Source organism: Rhodococcus sp. NPDC003348, from assembly GCF_053589375.1.
The window spans coordinates 20746-38415 of the sequence record NZ_JBSFRT010000039.1 but is presented as its reverse complement, the minus strand read 5'-3'; the positions used below and the strand labels follow the sequence as shown (position 1 = coordinate 38415).

Annotated in this window: 18 protein-coding genes; all 18 read right to left on the bottom strand. The window is 69.4% G+C overall.

What is annotated here, in order from left to right; all coding sequences use genetic code 11:
* Positions 1–16: 16 nt before the first annotated feature.
* The 18 genes from ACWDU4_RS22000 to fabG all read right to left on the bottom strand — a co-directional run bounded on the left by ACWDU4_RS22000 (position 17) and on the right by fabG (position 17652).
* Positions 17–1159, bottom strand: coding sequence for a thiolase family protein (locus ACWDU4_RS22000; protein WP_450116048.1), 1143 nt, complete (start codon positions 1157–1159; stop codon positions 17–19).
* Positions 1156–1593, bottom strand: coding sequence for a Zn-ribbon domain-containing OB-fold protein (locus ACWDU4_RS21995; protein WP_450116047.1), 438 nt, complete (start codon positions 1591–1593; stop codon positions 1156–1158). Before ACWDU4_RS21995 ends, ACWDU4_RS22000 begins: the two co-directional genes overlap by 4 nt.
* Entirely contained in the window at positions 1590–2084 is a 495-nt protein-coding gene (locus ACWDU4_RS21990) for a Zn-ribbon domain-containing OB-fold protein (RefSeq protein ID WP_450116046.1), read from the bottom strand. Before ACWDU4_RS21990 ends, ACWDU4_RS21995 begins: the two co-directional genes overlap by 4 nt.
* Positions 2081–3271, bottom strand: a complete 1191-nt coding sequence (locus tag ACWDU4_RS21985; protein ID WP_450116045.1) for a thiolase C-terminal domain-containing protein — start codon at positions 3269–3271, stop codon at positions 2081–2083. The genes ACWDU4_RS21990 and ACWDU4_RS21985 overlap by 4 nt, the downstream gene beginning before the upstream one ends.
* 31 nt (positions 3272–3302) lie before the next feature.
* The gene (locus ACWDU4_RS21980) at positions 3303–4076 is read right to left on the bottom strand and encodes an SDR family NAD(P)-dependent oxidoreductase (RefSeq protein ID WP_450116044.1); all 774 of its coding nucleotides are present in this window, start codon (positions 4074–4076) and stop codon (positions 3303–3305) included.
* Positions 4077–4090: 14 nt separating this feature from the next.
* Entirely contained in the window at positions 4091–4921 is an 831-nt protein-coding gene (locus tag ACWDU4_RS21975; protein ID WP_450116043.1) for a mycofactocin-coupled SDR family oxidoreductase, read from the bottom strand.
* 39 nt (positions 4922–4960) lie between these two features.
* Positions 4961–6028, bottom strand: coding sequence for an extracellular solute-binding protein (locus ACWDU4_RS21970; RefSeq protein WP_450116042.1), 1068 nt, complete (start codon positions 6026–6028; stop codon positions 4961–4963).
* A gap of 69 nt (positions 6029–6097) precedes the next feature.
* The gene (locus tag ACWDU4_RS21965; RefSeq protein WP_450116041.1) at positions 6098–7117 is read right to left on the bottom strand and encodes an NADP-dependent oxidoreductase; all 1020 of its coding nucleotides are present in this window, start codon (positions 7115–7117) and stop codon (positions 6098–6100) included.
* Between the two features lie 40 nt (positions 7118–7157).
* Positions 7158–8651, bottom strand: coding sequence for a class I adenylate-forming enzyme family protein (locus ACWDU4_RS21960; RefSeq protein ID WP_450116040.1), 1494 nt, complete (start codon positions 8649–8651; stop codon positions 7158–7160).
* 276 nt (positions 8652–8927) lie between these two features.
* The gene (locus ACWDU4_RS21955; protein WP_450116039.1) at positions 8928–9953 is read right to left on the bottom strand and encodes an acyl-CoA dehydrogenase family protein; all 1026 of its coding nucleotides are present in this window, start codon (positions 9951–9953) and stop codon (positions 8928–8930) included.
* Positions 9950–11092, bottom strand: coding sequence for an acyl-CoA dehydrogenase family protein (locus ACWDU4_RS21950; RefSeq protein ID WP_450116038.1), 1143 nt, complete (start codon positions 11090–11092; stop codon positions 9950–9952). Before ACWDU4_RS21950 ends, ACWDU4_RS21955 begins: the two co-directional genes overlap by 4 nt.
* A 23-nt stretch (positions 11093–11115) precedes the next feature.
* Positions 11116–12306, bottom strand: coding sequence for an acyl-CoA dehydrogenase family protein (locus tag ACWDU4_RS21945; RefSeq protein WP_450116037.1), 1191 nt, complete (start codon positions 12304–12306; stop codon positions 11116–11118).
* Positions 12307–12620: 314 nt separating this feature from the next.
* Positions 12621–13271 carry a ScbR family autoregulator-binding transcription factor gene (locus ACWDU4_RS21940; protein WP_450116036.1) on the bottom strand — a complete coding sequence of 217 codons (651 nt, stop codon included), beginning with the start codon at positions 13269–13271 and terminating at the stop codon, positions 12621–12623.
* Between the two features lie 142 nt (positions 13272–13413).
* Positions 13414–14298, bottom strand: coding sequence for a LysR family transcriptional regulator (locus tag ACWDU4_RS21935; RefSeq protein ID WP_450116035.1), 885 nt, complete (start codon positions 14296–14298; stop codon positions 13414–13416).
* The gene (locus ACWDU4_RS21930) at positions 14298–15170 is read right to left on the bottom strand and encodes a LysR family transcriptional regulator (protein WP_450116034.1); all 873 of its coding nucleotides are present in this window, start codon (positions 15168–15170) and stop codon (positions 14298–14300) included. Before ACWDU4_RS21930 ends, ACWDU4_RS21935 begins: the two co-directional genes overlap by 1 nt.
* A 72-nt stretch (positions 15171–15242) precedes the next feature.
* On the bottom strand, positions 15243–15695 hold the full coding sequence (locus ACWDU4_RS21925; RefSeq protein WP_450116071.1) for a MaoC family dehydratase: 453 nt from the start codon (positions 15693–15695) through the stop codon (positions 15243–15245).
* Between the two features lie 5 nt (positions 15696–15700).
* Positions 15701–16912 (bottom strand): acetyl-CoA C-acetyltransferase, encoded by a 1212-nt coding sequence (locus ACWDU4_RS21920; RefSeq protein WP_450116033.1) that lies wholly within the window; start codon positions 16910–16912, stop codon positions 15701–15703.
* Positions 16912–17652 carry a 3-oxoacyl-ACP reductase FabG gene (gene fabG / locus ACWDU4_RS21915; protein WP_450116032.1) on the bottom strand — a complete coding sequence of 247 codons (741 nt, stop codon included), beginning with the start codon at positions 17650–17652 and terminating at the stop codon, positions 16912–16914. The genes ACWDU4_RS21920 and fabG overlap by 1 nt, the downstream gene beginning before the upstream one ends.
* Between the last annotated feature and the right edge of the window lie 18 nt (positions 17653–17670).

Here is a 17670-nt window from a genome sequence, read left to right as displayed (position 1 = left end):
ATGTGTGCTGCGAGGGTCAGCGGGTCAGGACGGTGCAGGCGCTGATGCCTGGTGCCCCGTACACGTGTGTGAATCCCACCCGCGGATTGCCGGCGACCTGCCGGTCGCCGGCACGGCCGCGCAACTGGACGACGTTCTCGTACACCTGTCGCAGGCCGGTGGCGCCGATCGGCTCGCCGTTGGCGATGCAGCCGCCGTCGGTGTTCACCGGGATGGAACCACCGATCTCCGTTGCGCCGGAGCGGATCAGCGACTCCTGCTCGCCGTGCTTGCACAGCCCCGTCTCGGCCAGGTGCATGATCTCCGCGCCCGCCTCGGTGTCCTGGATCTGCGCGACGTCGACGTCGGTGGGGTCGATGCCCGCGGTCTCGAAGGCGGCGCGCGAGGCGGTGACGGTCGGCCCGTCGGCGCGCTCGGGTGACACCCACGGGCTGAACACCTCGAACGACCCGAACTGGCGTGACCGCAGCGCCGCGGCCTCGACGAACACGGGGGTGTCGGTGTACCGGTGCGCGTGGTCGGCGCGCGCCAGGATCAGCGCGACACCGCCCTCGGCCGGCGAGCAGAACATGTACTGCGTGAGCGGGTCGCTGACCATCGTGGCGCCCGTGATCTCCTCTTCGGACAGCGGTGTTCGCCGCCATGCATGCGGAGCCAGGGCGCCGTTGCGGAACGCCTTCGCCGCGACCGTCGCCAGGAGGCTCTTCGGCAGGTCGTGCTCGACGAGGTAGCGCTGGATCTTCATCGCGAAGAACTGCGTGGTGACCATCATCCCGGTCTCCCCGTACCAGCGCCCCAGTCCGTTGTCCTCGGGGCGCGCGTTGAACGCGCCCCGCGGATGCTTGTCGAACCCGACGACCATGCCGAGATCGCTCTCACCCGAACGGATCCTGCTGAGCGCGGACGTGAGGGCGCTACCACCGGTGGCGCAGCCGTTTGAGACGTTGACGAAGGGCAGCCCGGTGAGCCCGAGATCCGACACGAGCGTGTCCGCATTACCCGCGGAATCGCTTCCACCGTAGGCGAACTGGATGTCCTTGAACTCGACCCCGGCATCGGCGAGTGCCTGCCGGGCGGCGAAAGCGCCCTGGTCGCGTCCACTGACGCCTTCCGTGCGGCCGAACTTGTGGATACCGACTCCGACGATCGCGACCTTCACGACGACTCTCCTTCCGCGGGTTCGAATGCGAACGCGCGCACCTCGGTGCCGCCCTCGTCGAGATGGTTGACGATCGTTGTGAGTCGCACAGCCGTCCCGATCGTGAGGGCATCGGCGTCGGCGACCGTCAACCGAGACTCGACGATCACCTCGCCGAGGTCGACGTAGCCGACACCGAACGGAGTGAACGGGTCGACGGTGCGGAAGGGGGCCTTCGGGGCGAAGGTCTGCACCGTGTACGACCACAGGGTGCCCTCCCGGGGCAGGGGCGTGCTCTCCATCGACGAGCCGCCGCACCGCGGGCAGGACGCCTGCACTGGAAAGGTGACGGTCCCGCATCCGGCGCACTTTGCGCCCACCAGAGCGGAATCCGCGTCTGCCGTGGCGAACAGCGTGTCGTCGACGAACCGCCACGCGGGTGTTGTCGTCGTCATGCGGCACCACCGTCGTCTGCGTTCGCGGCCGCGCGGCCGGTGTCGACCCGCCATACCGGAATCACCACCGCGTTACCCTCCGCGTCCTCACCCAGATCCTCGAAGTCGCTCACCACCGGTGTACCCGCGGACACGTCCGCGCGGCCGGGCAGGTTGCCGATCATCCGGACCCCGTCCTCTTCGCCGTCGACGTCGACGACGATCACCGTGTACGGCACCGGGAACAGGGGGTGCACCTGGTGCTCGACGACCGTGTGCGCGTAGACCGTTCCGGTGCGTGCCACCGGTTGCCACACAGGACCGGTGCCGCCGCAGTACACGCAGCGCGGCCGCGGCAAGTGGATCCGCTTGCCGCACGAAGTGCAGGTCAGCACGGACAGCCTGCCCTGCGCGGCCTCGGCGAAGAATCCACTGCTGCCGCGGTCGACGACGGTCGGGCGCAGCCGCGCCGGCTCATGGTCCATGGTCTCGGCCGTGGTCGGGGCGCTCATGCCGCCACCAGGATCAGTGCGCTGGCCGCCGGCGGGGGAGCGGAGGTCACTAGCGAGACCTGAGCACCCGGCACCTGGCTGGTGGAGGTGCCGCGGATCTGCCGCACACCCTCCACGACATGGTTCATCCCGTGGATGTACCCCTCGGACATGTGTCCTCCGCTGGTATTGATCGGAATCGATCCGCCTAGATCGATCTGGCCGTCGGCGAGGAAGTCGCCGGTGTCTCCGCGCTTGCAGAATCCGTAGTCCTCGATCTGGATGAGCGCGGTGATGGAGTAGCAGTCGTAGATCTGTGCGACGTCGACGTCGGTCGGTCCGAGGCCTGCGCGCGAGTACAGGGTGTCCTGGCAGACCCGTGACGGCAGCACTGTGACGTCCTCGCGCATCAGCGTCGGGTACATGATTCCCGGCTGCGGCCGCGGGCACGTCGACATCGCGGCAGACCGGATCAGGGCGGGCGGCTGTGCGAGGTCGCGTGCGCGCTCGGCCGTCGTGACGACCACGGCTGCGGCGCCGTCGGTTTCGAGGCAGTAGTCGAACAGTCGCAGCGGCGACGAGAGCATCCGCGAGGCGAGGTAGTCGTCGAGGGTCATCGTGCGGTCGTGCATCTGGGCGGCCGGGTTCGCGTTGGCGCGCCTGCGGGCTACGAGAGCGATCTCGGCGAGCTGTTCCGACTTCAGGCCGGTCTGCGTCATGTACCGCTGCGCCATCAGCGCGAAGTACTGGCCGGAGGACAGCAGCCCGTACGGTCCGAAGAACTCTTCCATGGTCTCCTGGCCGCCGACCTCGGGCGTGGTGACGGGAGAGAGCCCGAACCGGCGTCCCGATCGGCCGTTGAGTGAACGGAAGACCACGACCGTGGTGGCCTGGCCGCTCATGATCGCGGCGACCGCCTGGGCGACCATGGCGCACGGACCCGACCCGCCGGGCCCCGCCTCCCCCCAGTAGGTGAGGTTGGGGACGCCGAGACCGTCGGCGAGGGCGGCACACGACACGAGATCCATGTCGTTGCGCACGATTCCGTCGACATCGGCGACGGTGAGGCCGGCATCGGCGAGCGCGTTCGCCGCGGCCTCGACGGCGAGAGCGGTCACCGACACGCCGGAGTCCTTGGAGAACGCGGTTGTGCCGATTCCCGCGATGGCGCACGCGTCGCGTTGCCAGGCGATGGTGTCTGTGGGCATGGGGGCTCCTTCGGAAGGGTCGAACGGGCTGTCAGTGCGCGGTGAGGCCGCCGTCGGCGGCGATGGCTGCGCCGGTCATGAACGAGGCCTCGTCGGAGAGCAGGAATGCGGTGACGGTGGCCATCTCGTCCGGAGCCGCCTTGCGTCCCATCGGCGTCGCCTCGATCGCATCGCTGCGGGTGCGCACCTGGATCTTTCCGTGGAGCGCGGCGGTGTTCGCGGCCAGGCCGGTGCTCACGACGCCGGGGCACAGGCAGTTGGCGCGGATACCGTGCTCGGCGTAGCCGAGGGCGATCGACCGCGTCAGCTGGAGCACGCCGCCCTTGGACGCCTCGTATGCCGGGGTGTTGAAGTTCGGTGCGACCAGTGAGGCCACCGAGCCCACGGTGACGATGGAGCCGCCGCCGGCCTGGAGCAGGTGCGGGATGGTGGCACGCAGTGGCAGGAACGTGCCGGTCAGATTGACGCGGAGCGCGATGTCCCAGTCGTCGAGGCTCAGCTCGTGGGCGAGGCCGGCACGGGTGATGCCGGCACACGTCACGACACCGTCGAGACCGGACAATGCGAGCGCCGCGGTCTCCACTGCCGATGCCACCGACTGCTCGTCGGCGACATCGCAGTGGATGGCGACGGCGGTGCCACCGGCCGCGCGCACGGATTCGGCGACGCTCTCGGCTGCGTCCTTGCGCGCGTCGGTCACAGCGACGGCTGCACCTTCCGCTGCGACCCGGTGGGCGACTGCCTCACCGATGCCGCTGCCGCCGCCGGTGACGAATACCCGGCGCCCCGCCAGTCGTGAAGTCATGATGTTTCCTTTCGTCACTGCAGCAGGAGGCCGGCGTCGACCGGGAGCGACGCGCCGGTGATGTATCGGGACTCGTCTGAGGCGAGGAAGAGGACGGCGTTGCTCATGTCGATCGGCTCCACCCACCCGACGTCCATGACGTTGCGCGCCTTCGAGCGGTCCCACAGGTCGTCCGGCCCGGGGTTCTCCAGGTCGGGTCCGAACACGGCGAAGGTTGCCTCGTTGTGGAGCATCGGAGTCGCCACCGCGCTCGGGTTGACGGTGTTCACGCGAATCCTGTTGCGCCCCAGCTCGCCGGCCAGTGTGCGCATCAGCCCCATCACGCCGGCTTTGGAGGCGTTGTAATGCGCGATGTTCGCGGAGCCGCGGAACGCCTGGATCGAACTGGTGATGACGATCGATCCGCCCCGGCCGGCATCGATCATTCCGGGCACCACGGCCTTCACGGTGTGGAAGACGCCGGTGAGGTTGACGTCGATGACGTCCTGCCACTCGCCTTCGGTGAGTTCCCAGGTGGGCGCGAAGCCGACGATGCCCGCGTTGGCGCAGACGATGTCGACGTGACCGAACTCCGAGATTGCCTCGCCCACGGCGTCGTTCATCTGCTGCTGGCTTCGCACGTCCGCGACCCGGGACACCACGCGGCGCCCGGTCGCAGCCACCAGTTCGGCGGTCTCCTTCAGGTCCGCCTCCGTTGGCAGGGGATACCGCACCGACGCGATGTCCGTGCACGCGTCGATCAGGAAGACGTCGGCTCCCTCCTCGGCGAGACGGACCGCGTGTGAACGGCCCTGCCCGCGTGCGCCACCGGTGACCAGTGCGACCTTGCCCGACACCCGTCCCATGAGTTCGTGTCCTTTCGCGATGCTTGTGGAGCCGTGAAATCAGTTGAAGAGCTGGTTGAATCGGGCCTTGAGTGCCTCCAGGGCCTCGGGCGTCATTGCCGCGGTGTCCTGTGGCGCAACCTTGTCGATCGTGATGACGGCGCTCGCGATGTCGGGCAGAACCGACGCCGCGCGGTAGGAGATGGCCTCCTGGCCGGCTGGAGTGACCAGGTAGTTGGCGAGCAGCTGCGCGGCGGCGGGATGCGGGGCGTCGGTGAGGATGCCCGCATACATCGGCCCGCCCCAGACCATGTCGTCGAAGCCGGATGCGACCGGAGCGCCTGCCTCGGCTTCCTTCGTCTGGTCCTGCACGAACGTCGCGGCGGCGATCTCACCGGATGCCAGCGCCTGGGCGAGTGGTAGAGCGCCAGGGTAGATGCGCGGCTTCTGTGCGGCGAGCCGCTCCATGTAGTCGGCGCCGCCGACGTTGTCCAGGTAGTTCTCGTAGAGGTCGATGTGCGCCGCAGAGGTGGGCAGAACGGTGCCGATCTTGCCGCCGGCAAGGGCGGGATCGAGCAGGTCCTCGTAGCCGGTCAGGCCCTCAGGAAGGCGGTCGGTGTTCCAGGCGAATGTCCCGACGGACGCATTGGTCACGAAGTCGTGGCTGGGCCTCAGCAGCGTGGCGGCGTCGTACTCGGACTCCGTCACGGCGGGACCGACGGGAGCGGTCAGTTCTCCCGTGGTCCCGAGCTGCTCGCTCCACGCCGGCGTGGCTTGCAGCACGACGTCTGCCACGGTGTTGCCGGTGGTGAGCTCGGCTCCGATCTTCTGATGCAGGTTGGCGTCGACGTCGCGGACGACGTCCACCCGAATCCCGTATTCGTTCTGGAACCGGGAGGCGAGTTCTGCCAGCTGCTCGTTGGTGTTCGACGAGTAGATCGTGACCTCGCCCTCGGCCTTGGCATCCTCGATCAGTTGCTGCCAAGAGGCGTCGCCGGTCGGTCCGGTCGATCCGATCGAGTCGTTGGCGATTCGCTGGTCCGCGCCGGCGCCGCCACACGCGGTCAACAGCAATACTGTGGCGGTGAGTCCGGCTGCCGCGCTGGCGATTCGTCGAAATGCGCTCACGAAGGCTCCTGTCGGGAATGGCGGCACAGTTGTGCCGGGCTGGGGTGATGTGGGGGTGGTTGGTTCGAGTCAGAGGAGAGGAACGACGGCCTTTCCGACGGAGGTGCCGTCCAGCATCCCGTTGAACGCCGGCCACGCACCCGCGATGCCGCCGGGGAACTCGGTGTGGACGGGTCGGACCGCACCGGCACGGATCCAGGCCGCCATGCGGTTCTCGAATTCGGGGCGGGCGTCCTCGTGGTCACCCAGGAGGAAGCCCTCCATTCGGGCGCGACGCCAGATCAGCTTGAGCAGGTTGGCGGGCCCCGGCTGTGGCGCCCGCGCATTGTAGATACTGCTCATGCCGCACAATGCAATTCGCGCATGATCGGACAGGACTCGGATCGCGGCCTCGAGATGCTCCCCGCCGACGTTGTCGAAGTACACGTCCAGCGAGGTCGTGCCTGCCTCCGCGAGCGATCTGCCAAGGAGGTCCTTCACCGGCCCGTCGTGGTAGTCGAAGGCGGAGTCGGCACCGAGATCGCGAACGAGCGCCACCTTCTCCGGTGACCCCGCGCTCCCGATGACGGTGGCGCCCATCCGTTTGGCGATCTGAACGACGGTGGACCCGACGGCTCCCGCTGCGGACGAGACGAAGAGGACGTCACCCGCTTCCAGTCGCGCGATTCGCGTCAGGCCGACCCATGCGGTCATGCCCGGGATCCCGAGCAGCCCGAGATGAGTTGCGGGGGAAAGATCGTCGTGGTCGAGGATGCGGCATTCGGTGGCGTGAAAGGTGGAGTGCTCCCGCCACCCGTGGTCGTGGAGGACGAGCGCGCCGACCGGGACCGAGGAGTCGGCCGACTCCGTCACCCGGCCAACGGTCGGCGCGGACATCGGCGCGTTCAACGGGTAGGGCTCGGCGTAGGTCGCTTCACCACCCATTCGTCCACGCATGTACGGTTCAACGGACATCACCTGGTTGGCGACGCGGACCATGCCCGACGCCGGCGGCGGGCACATGGTCTGGACGAGTTCGACGTCCGCGTCGCGGGGACGTCCTGTCGGGCGCGAGCGAAGGCGCCACTCACGGCTGGGTGTCGGAAGCATTTTTCCTCCGGAGAGAGGGCGGGCGGTCGGCTGGTTCTCCTCAGGCGGGTTGGAGGGCTTCCACCTGCAGGACGAGATCACGACGGACGAGTTTCCCGGTGGGAGTTCGGGGCAGATCGTCAACGAAGACCACGTCGTCCGGTGTGCGTGATCCGCGCAGGCGCGCACGGCACCACGCGCGAATCTTTTCGGGTTCGAGGGTTTCCGACGGCTCGGGAACGACCACGGCGCAGATCCGTTCACCCCACTCGTCGTCGGGGAGACCGATCACCGCGACCTCGCGAACACCGTCGTGACGTACAAGGACGTCCTCGATCTCCGCGGGCGCGATGTTCTCGCCGCCGCGGATGATCGTGTCGTCGGCGCGACCGCCGATGTAGAGGTAACCGTCGTCGAGGTGGGCGCGGTCTCGGGTCGGAAACCAGCCGTTCTCGTCGAGTACGGTCCCCCTCCCCATGTACTCGCCGCTGACCTGTGGGCCGCGCACCCACAGCAGACCGGTCGCGCCGTCGGGGAGGACGGTGGCGTCGTCGTCGGCGCGGATCTGCGCCTCCATGCCCGGCACTACCCGGCCGACCGATGACAGTCGAGTGCGGAGTGCTGGATCGGCGAGCGCTTCGCGGTGATCCGCGGGGCCGAGAACCGCAATGGTGGAACTGGTTTCGGTCAGTCCGTACGCATTGACGAACCCGGTGGTCGGGAACGCGGCGAGCGCACGTTCGAGGACCGGCTGCGGCATCCGGGCGCCGCCGTAGGCGAGGGAAGCGAGGCGGGGTGTCCGCGCCGGTTCCCCGTTCAGGTGCTCGACGACGCGTGCGAGCATCGTGGGGACCACCATCGCGCTCGTCACGCCCTCGTCGCGGACGAGTTCGAGCCACCCCTGGGGAGAGAAGTCCGGCAGGTGCACCATCCGGCGGCCTGCGTAGACGTTGCTCAGGACCGCTCCCATGCCCGCGATGTGGTAGGGCGGGGTGCTCACGAGGGTGGCCTCTTCCTCACCCGCGGAAGCGAATTCGACGGTGTTGAACAGGTAGGACAGTAGGTTGCGATGCCGGAGGAGGACACCCTTCGGAGCCGATGTCGTACCCGATGTGAACAGTACGATCGCGGTCGCGTCGTCGGGTGCCGGCGCGAAATCGGCGGGCCCGGCGCGGTGGGCGAGGTCGAGGAACCGATCGGTGGTCAGAACCGTCTCCGCCGCGTCGGCGATCTTGTCCGCGTACGCGGGGTCCGCGACGACCACGGGTCGGTCCAACTGGGCGACCAGGCCACGTAATTGTTCGTCGGAAAGCCGGTAGTTCAGTGGTGCGAGTGGAATGCCCGCCCGAGCCGCCGCGAAGGTCAGGACCGGCAGTGCCGGGCCGTTCACTCCGACGAACACGACGTGCCGTGCACCCCGGTCGCGGAGCGTCGTGGCTCCTCCCGATGCGAGGTCGCTGAGCTGCCGACAGGTCAACCCGGAGCTGCGCCGTCCGATGACGATTCTGTCGGGATGAATCGAGGACGCCATGTCCAGAACAGTTTCGATACCCATTGCACCACCTGGCTGAAGTGAGCGCGGTGCACGTCCGTATGCACCGACCGTCCGGTCTCGCCTGCCGTGTGCGGCCAGTCACGCTTGTGTGCGCTGGGCCACATTTGGCGAGTGGTGTGAACTGTAGCAAATATGACGATATTTATGAATATCCGAATGTGATCGGTTCTGGTGGGTGAGTGACTGCGCGCGCACTGGCCGTGTGGCCTGGGAAAAGGTCGACCGGGCACGCCGAAGCTGCGGATGCGGGCGCGCATCCGCGGGGGGCGAGAACGGTCAGGCGGTGTGGTGAGAGCCGCTGATCAGCGGCCACAGTCCGGCACCGCCGGCGGCGGCCGCGGTGGCGGTGAGTGCGTCGTCCCACGAGCGGACGGAGCCGAACTCGCCGCGCCAGGAGAGCAGCCGGTTCGTGAACCGGTGCAGGGGATGTTCGGCGGTGAAGCCGATCGCACCCATCGCCTGATGGGCGTTCCGGACGATCGTCGACGCGCCGTGCCCGGCGCAGGATCGGGCGGCGGCGATCGCGAACTCGGTTGCCGTGGAATCGAATCCGTGATCGATCACGGCGGTGACCGCGGCCTCGGTGGCGGCCCGGGCGAGCGCGTCGGCGGTGGCGATGTCCGCGACCAGGTGCTGCACCGCCTGGAACGCCGCCACCGGCCTGCCGAACTGCGTGCGGGTGGTGGTGTGCCCGACCACGATGTCGAGTACCCGCCCCGCCGCCCCGGTCATCGCCAGCGCCCGGGACAGTGCCCCGCGCAGGTACAGCTCACGGGCGACGGTGCTGGGCACGGGGATTCCGTCGAGTCCGGTCAGGTCGACGCTCACCCGGTCCCTGGGTTCGTCGGCGAGGTTCGTGCCCGGGGCCACGGTCACGTCGGAGCGCGGCACCTGCGCGACCCGGTGGCCGTCGCCGCTGGGCCAGATCAGCACCAGCGCGTCGGCAATTCGGCCCCAGGGGACGTGCTGCGCCGTGCCGTCGGAGTCCAGTGCCGCGACGGTGCGGACGGCGACGGTGCCGCCCGGGGGTACTGCGGCGGTGTCGCTGAGGTCCGCGGTGTCGGCCAGCCAGCCCGCGAGCAGGTCGTTCTCCGCGAGGGGAACCGGCGCCGCGGTCGCCCCCGCCGCGGCCAGCAGAACCGCCGCCTCCGGCCAGCCGCCGCCGGACTCTGGGCCGGTCAGCCGCGTCACCCCGAGGTCGGTCAGCGTCGCCCACAGCGTGGTGTCGAAGTCGGGTGTGTCCGAGGCCCGGTCGAGGACCTGTTCGAGGATGCGGGTCAGGTCGTCCAGCTCGGTGCTCATCGCATCCCCAGTCCCCGCGCGATCACGCCGCGCAGAATCTCGCTCGTACCGCCGCGCAGGGTGAAGCCGGGCCGCTGCATGGCGCCGGCGGCGACCAGCGCGGCGTACCCCTCGGCTGCGTCCTCCCCGCTCAGTTCCTCGGCCAGGTCGGCGATGTCGCCTTCGGTCGCGGTGCCAAGGACCTTGACCACCGAGGCCGCGACCTCCGCGCTCTCGTGGCGTTCGAGCGCCTCGGACACCGCGGTCGACATGTGGTGCAGTCCGACCAGCCTGCCGATCTGGGCGCCGATTCTCGGGTCGGCGGGCAGTCGGCCGGCGGCGACCTCGTCGACGGTCGCGGCCAGGAGGGTGAAGGTGGACAGGAACCGTTCCGGCCCGCTGCGTTCGTAGCCGAGTTCGGAGGTCACCTGGGTCCACCCGTCGCCGATGGTGCCGAGGACCAGTTCGTCCGGCACGAACACGGCCTCGAGCCGCACCTCGTTGAAGTGGTGGTCGCCCGACATCGACATGATCGGTTCGATGGTCACTCCGGGGGAGTCGAGCATGACGATGAACTGGCTCAGCCCGTCGTGCCGGTGCGCGGTGTCCAGCGGTGCCGTCCGGGCGAGGGCGAAGAACGCGTGCGCATGATGGGCCCCAGATGTCCACAACTTGGTGCCGGTCAGCGACCAGCCCCCGTCGACCCGCACCGCCCTGGTCCGCACACTCGCCAGGTCGGATCCCGATTCGGGCTCGGACATGCCGATGGCCCAGCAGATCTCGCCGCGGGCGATGCCGGGCAGGAAGCGCTGCTTCTGCTCTTCGGTGCCGTACTTGAGCAGCGACGGCGCGGCCTGCCGGTCGGCCACCCACTGGGCGGCGACCGGTGCGCCGACCGCGAGGAGTTCCTCGGTCACGACGAACCGCTCCATGAAGGTGCGGCCGTGCCCGCCGTACTCGACCGGGATCGTCATCCCCACCCAGCCCCGCTCCGCCAACGCGCGGGTGAAGCCGGTGTCCCAGCGGGTGAGCCAGGTGTCCACGCCCGGCGTGAAGGTGCCGGCGTCGACCTGCTCACGCAGCCACGACCGCACCTGCGCCCGGAGCGCCTCGACGGCGGGTTCGGGTGCGGTCGTGGCGGGGACCAGTGGTGTGCGCATCGTTGCTCCTGTGGTGCTCGTGCTCAGATCCGGTAGCTGCGCAGCACGCCCTTGCTGATGATGGTCTTCTGGATCTCGCTGGTGCCCTCGCCGATCAGCAGGAACGGTGCCTCCCGCATCAGCCGTTCGATCTCGTACTCCTTCGAGTATCCGTAACCGCCGTGGATGCGGAAGGACTCCTGTGTCACCTCCGCGCAGTACTCGCTGGCGAGATACTTGGCCATGCCCGCGGCGACGTCGTTGCGTTCGCCGGAGTCCTTGAGCCGGGCCGCGTTCACCATCATCAGGTGCGCGGCCTCGACCTTGGTGGCCATCTCGGCGAGCTTGAATGCGATCGCCTGGTGTTCGGCGATCGGCTTGCCGAACGTGTTGCGCTGCTGCGCGTACCGGGCGGCGAGTTCGAACGCGCGGATCGCGATGCCGCAGGCCCGCGCCGACACGTTGACCCGGCCGACCTCGATGCCGTCCATCATGTGTCCGAACCCGAGTCCCGGTGTGCCGCCGAGGATGTCGTCGGCGGACGCCCGGTACCCGTCGAAGACCAGTTCGGTGGTGTCGATGCCCTTGTAGCCCATCTTGTCGATCTTCCCGGGGATGGTGATCCCCGGCACCACCTCGCCGAACCCGGCCGGCTTCTCGATCAGGAAGGTGGTCAGGTTCCGGTGCGGCTTGTCCGCGCCCTCGTCGGTCTTCACCAACGCCGCCACGAGGGTCGAGCTGGCGCCGTTGGTGAGCCACATCTTCTGGCCGGTGATCGAGTAGCCGTCGCCGTCCCTGGTCGCCCGGGTGCGGATCGCGGCGACGTCCGAGCCGAGCTCCGGTTCGGACATCGAGAACGCGCCCCGGACCTCCCCGGTCGCCATCCGCGGCAGGTAGTGCGCCTTCTGCGCGGGGGTCCCGTGCCGGCGGATCATGTACGCGACGATGAAGTGGGTGTTGATCACCCCGGAGATGCTCATCCAGCCGCGGGCCAGCTCCTCCACGCACAGGGCGTAGGTGAGCAGGGACTCGCCGAGCCCGCCGTACTCCTCCGGGATCATCAGACCGAACAGGCCCATCTCGCGCATGCCGTCGACGATCTGCTGCGGGTACTCGTCCGCGTGCTCGAGCTCCTGCGCGTGCGGGATGATCTCCTTGTCCACGAACGCGCGGACGGTGGCGAGGATCTCGGACTGGGTGTCGGTGAGCCCGGGGGTCTGGGCGAGCCTGGTCATCTCTGATCCTTCGGCAGGTTCGGCGCGGAGCGGGTCGGGATCCATCATGCAGCACCGACGGGGGCCCGGCCGGGCGCCGGCCATAGCTTCTGGCTAACCGGGCGATTCACCGAATGCGCTTGTCGGATCGTCCGCGTGCATGGTTGCCGCGTGTCGGCCGGAGCGGTCGGCAGGACCGTTCGCCCGGTCAGGCCTCTGCCCGGTCCGTGGTCTCCGACAGGCGGAGTTCACGGGCGATGAGGCAGGCCGGGAACGTCACGCCGATCGCGACGACGAACGACGCGATCCGGCGGGCCACCGGCCGTGAGGTGGGGTCACGCGGTCGTCGGATCCCACCTGGCCTCGAGGTATCGAGGGATCTTGTGACGGCGCCGCGGTGCGACGATCGCCGGCAGGATGAACGTCAACATCTCGGCGAGCCGAGCCTCGAGGTCACTGCGCTGCGCGAGCACGTTCGACACGAGCTGGACGCCGGTGAACGCCGAGACGAAGTAGCGGGCGACCGCGGCCGGATCGATGCTGTCGAGTACGTCGCCCTCTTCGATGGCCAATCGGAACACCTGATCGAGGTTGTCGATCCAGTCGAGGTACGGCTGCGGTGGGCCGGACTCGGCGCTCATCTCGAGTGTCAGGCGAATGCCGGCTCGGACGATGGGGTCCTCGATGATCTCGCGGCCCATCTCGTAGCAGAACATCACCAGCTGTTCGAGGGCAGGCGCGCCCGTCTCCCGGATGCGCCCGGCCATGGCCATCGAGATCGCGTGCTGCTCCTCGATGACGACCGCGGCGAGCTCGTCCTTCGACTTGAAATGGAAGTACACGGCGCCCTTGGTGAAGCTGGACAGGTCGACGATCTCGGACAGGCTGGCGCGCTCGTATCCGGTCTCGTCGAACCGTGTGGCGGCTGCCCGGACGATCTGTTGCCGGGTTGCGATAGCCCTCTGCTGCTTGACCACTACGCCCATGTCCTCTCGGTTCGCGTCCCGGTTCCGATATACCACGACCACATGCCCGGCCGGGGACTCTCGCCATCATGGCCGAAGACGCCTGCACCCGGAGGGCCGAGGGCGGCCCCCGCGTTCGCGTCGCAGAATTCGGGAGGTGCCGTCACTCCACCGGCCTCGGGTGTGTCCGGTCGCGTACCAGGTCGGCGAAGGCCCGGCCGACGGGAGAGAGGGTCTCGGGGTCGAAGGCGAGTCCGAAGCCCCGGCGGATCGGTGGGTCGATTGGCCGCACCACCGCCCGGTCGGCCACCGATTCGGCCAGCGACCGCTCGACGACGGTGCCGCCGATGCCGGCGAGCACCATCGGTATGCGGGCCTCACGGTGGTCCACCAGCACCGCGTTCGCCGGACGGACCCCGGCTGCGCGAATCGCGTCCTGGATCTCGTCGGCCACCGAATTGCCCTGCGGGACGAACACCATCGGCACGTCCGGAAGCTGCGACAGCGGCACCGGTCCCTCGGGCAGGTCGGTGCCGTGCGGATAGGCGAGCCAGTACTCCTGGCTGCCCAGCTCGATCACCTCCAGGGCGGGGTCGTCGATCGGGAGGTGTGCGACGACGAACTCGCTGTGCCCGTCCCGGATCAGTGCCGGAGCCGACGGCTCGTCGAGCATCTCGCCGAACCCGACGACGACTCCCGGATAGGTGCCGCGGAACTCGGTGACCAGCGGGACCACCTCCGGCGCCAACGCAGGAAACGCCGTCACGTCGAGGCGCCCCGTGAGTTCGCCGCCGGTGTCACCGAGCAGGTCGTGCACTGCGGTGAGGTCGCGCAGAATCCGCCGGGCCGGGCCGACGAGGCTTCGTCCGGCCGCGCTGAGCACCATGCCCCGGCCGACCCGTAGGAACAGGGGCACACCGAGTTCGCGCTCGAGGCCGCGCAACGCCTGGGAAATGGTCGGCTGGGCCACCGACAGTGCCGCGGCCGCACCGCTCAGGCCCTCGTGCTCAGCGACGGCGAGGAAATACGCGAGTTGGCGGCGCTCCATCAGGACTCCCCGATGCCGGTGGCGATTGCCGTGAACGCCTCCGCGGCCGGAGAGGCCGGACCGGAGCGCAGGACCAACCCGACCTGCCGCACGAGGGGCGGGTCGAGCGAACGGAGTGCCACACCACGCAGCTGTCCCTCGGCGACGGCACGGGGCAGTACCGTCGCGCCGGTGCCGCGGGCCACGAGGTCCCAGGTCGCGGTCGGATGGGCGCAGTCCACCACGACCGGGTCGCCGGACTCGCCGACCAGGTCGCCGATCAGCCCGGTGCCGCCCCGGCCCGCGCCGTCGACGATCAGCGGCAGCGTCCGAACCCGGTCCCGCGGCACCGGATCGGGCAGCCCGGCCGCCAGGTCCGGCGGCAACGCCAGCACCACTTCCTGGGAAGTGATCGGCACCGTCCTCAGGGTTCCGGTGTCGGCGGCCAGGTCGACGACCCCGATCTCGGCCTCGCCGCTGCGCAGTGCCGCCAGCACGCCGAGCGGGCCCGGGGTGTCCCGGATCCTGACGGTGACCTGCGGGTGTCGCCGGCGGAACCGCTGGACCAGCGTCACCATCGGGTCGATCGAGAACGACGACGTGGTGACCACGTCGACCCGCCCGGAGGTGAGTTCGCGGACCGACGCCACCCGGGCCTTCGCCCGTTCGACGTCGGCGAGGATCCGGCGGGCCGCGACGTCGAGTTTGCGGCCCGCCTCGGTGAGTTCGAGGGTGCGGCCGGAGCGGTCGAACAGGGTGACGCCGAGCCTGCGTTCGAGGGTACGGATCGCCTGGGACAGTGACGGCTGCGAGATGTACAGCGCGCGGGAGGCCTTGGTGATCCCGCCATGGTCGACCACCGCGACGAAGTAGGCGGCGAGCAGCAGGTCCACCGGCCCATCGTAGAACCCGGGCGCAGGACGGACCCGACGGCACCGCCGGGGGCGGTCTCGACGGCGCCGCCGTCAGGGCACCACCAGGGTCACTGTCTCGGCGACCAGGGCCGGCTTGTCGCCGCCCTCGATCTCGACCACGAACCGGGTGGTGAGAAAGGTGCCGGCGTCGGTGGTGCGGCACTCGAGCGGCGTCGCCGACGCCCGGATCCGGGAGCCGACGCGGACCGGCGCGGGGAAGCGAACCTTGTTGCTGCCGTAGTTCACCCGCGCCGACCCGGTGTCGATCGCGTACAGGCCGGCGGCGAGCGCCGGGAGCAGCGACAGGGTGAGGTAGCCGTGGGCGATGGTCGCGCCGTACGGCCCGGTGGCCGCCCGCGCCGGATCGGTGTGGATCCACTGGTGATCGCCGGTGGTTTCGGCGAACGCGTCGATCCGGTCCTGGTCGACGGTGATCCACTCGCCGGGGCCGACGGTCTCGCCGAGCGCGGACCGCAGGGCGTCGATCGAGTCGAAGGTACGCAGGGCCATCACTTCACCGCCTCGAAGATCGCAGCCAGGCCCTGCCCGCCGCCGATGCACATCGTCTCGAGTCCGTACCGGCCGTCGCGGCGGTGCAGTTCGCGGGCCAGGGTGGCGAGCATCCGGCCGCCGGTGGCGCCGACCGGGTGTCCGAGCGAGATGCCGGAGCCGTGCACGTTGGTGCGGTCGCGGTCGGCGTCGGTGAACTTCCACTCCCGCATCACCGCGAGCGCCTGTGCGGCGAACGCCTCGTTGAGTTCGATGACGTCGATGTCGGCGAGCGTCAGGCCGGCCTTGCGCAGCGCGACCTCGGTGGCCGGGACCGGGCCGATGCCCATGATCTTGGGCGCGACCCCGGCCAGTCCCCAGGACACCAGCCGCACCAGCGGCCGCAGCCCCAGTTCGTCGGCCTTCTCCCGGGTGGTGACGAAACACAGTGCGGCGGCGTCGTTCTGGCCGCTGGCGTTGCCCGCGGTCACGGTGGCCTCGGGATCGGTCTTCGCCATGATCGGACGCAGTGCGGCGAGGGATTCGACGGTGGTGTCGGCGCGCGGGTGCTCGTCGGTGTCGATCACGGTGTCGCCGCGACGCCCGGGGACGGTGGTGGGGACGATCTCTTCGGCGAGAATCCCGGCCCGCTGCGCGGCGACGGCGCGCTGGTGCGACGCGACCGCCAACTCGTCCTGCTCGGTGCGGCCGATGTTGTATTCGCGACGCAGGTTCTCGGCGGTCTCGATCATTCCGCCGGGAACGGGATACAACCGGCCGCCCGCGGTTTCGCGGGCGCGGACCAGACCGTCGTGCACGGCCACGCCTCCCCGGGCACCGCCCCAGCGCATGTCGGTGGAGTAGAACGCCGCGTTGCTCATCGACTCGCTGCCGCCGGCGACGATCAGGTCGTTGTCTCCCGCGCCGACCTGCAGCGCCGCCTGGATCACCGCCTGCAGGCCGGACCCGCAGCGCCGGTCGATGTGCATGCCCGGCACGGTGACCGGCAGGCCGGCATCGAGCGCGACGACACGGCCGATCGCGGGGGCCTCGCTGTTGCCGTTGCAGTGCCCCAGGATGACGTCCTCGACCTGCTGGGGTGCGACGCCGGTGCGCTCGAGGAGTCCCTGCAGCGCGGTGACCCCCAGATCGACGGCGGTGAGCCCCTTGAACATCCCGCCGTACCGGCCGATCGGGGTGCGGACGGGTTCGCAGATCACGACCTCACGCATCACATGAACCTCCCGCCGGTGACCTCGAGCAGGGTGCCGGTCATGTACGAGGACAGGTCGGAGGCGAGGAACAGGGCGACGTTCGCCACCTCGGTGACCTCCCCGGCGCGACCCATCGGGATCTCGGTCATCTTCTGGTCCCACGCCTTCTGCGGCATCGCCTCGGTCATCGCGGAACGGATCAGTCCCGGTGCAATCGCGTTGATCCGGATGCCGTGGTGCGCCACCTCTTTCGCGGCGGCCTTCGTCATGCCCACGATCCCCGCCTTGGCGGCCGAGTAGTTCGTCTGCCCCACCAGGCCGACCTTGCCGGACAGCGACGACAGGTTGACGATCGCACCGCTCTTGCGTTCGCGCATCATCGCCGACGCCAACCGCAGCCCGTTCCAGGTGCCCTTGAGGTGGACGGCGATCACCTGGTCGAACTGGTCCTCCGTCATCGTGCGCATCGTCGCGTCACGGGTGATGCCGGCATTGTTCACCAGGATGTCGAGGCCGCCGAACGAATTCACCGCGGTGTCGAGCATGGCCTGCACCTCGTCGGCGACGGTGACGTCGCAGACCACCCCACGCGCGACGTCGGGTCCGCCGAGTCGGGTGGCGGCCTTCTCGACCTGGGCGGCGTTCACGTCGCCGAGCACGACTCGCGCCCCCTCCGCGACGAAACGCTCGGCGATCGCATAGCCGATTCCCTGTGCACCGCCGGTGATCACGGCGGTGCGGTCGGTCAGCAATGGCATGTCGGTGTCCTTCTCCAG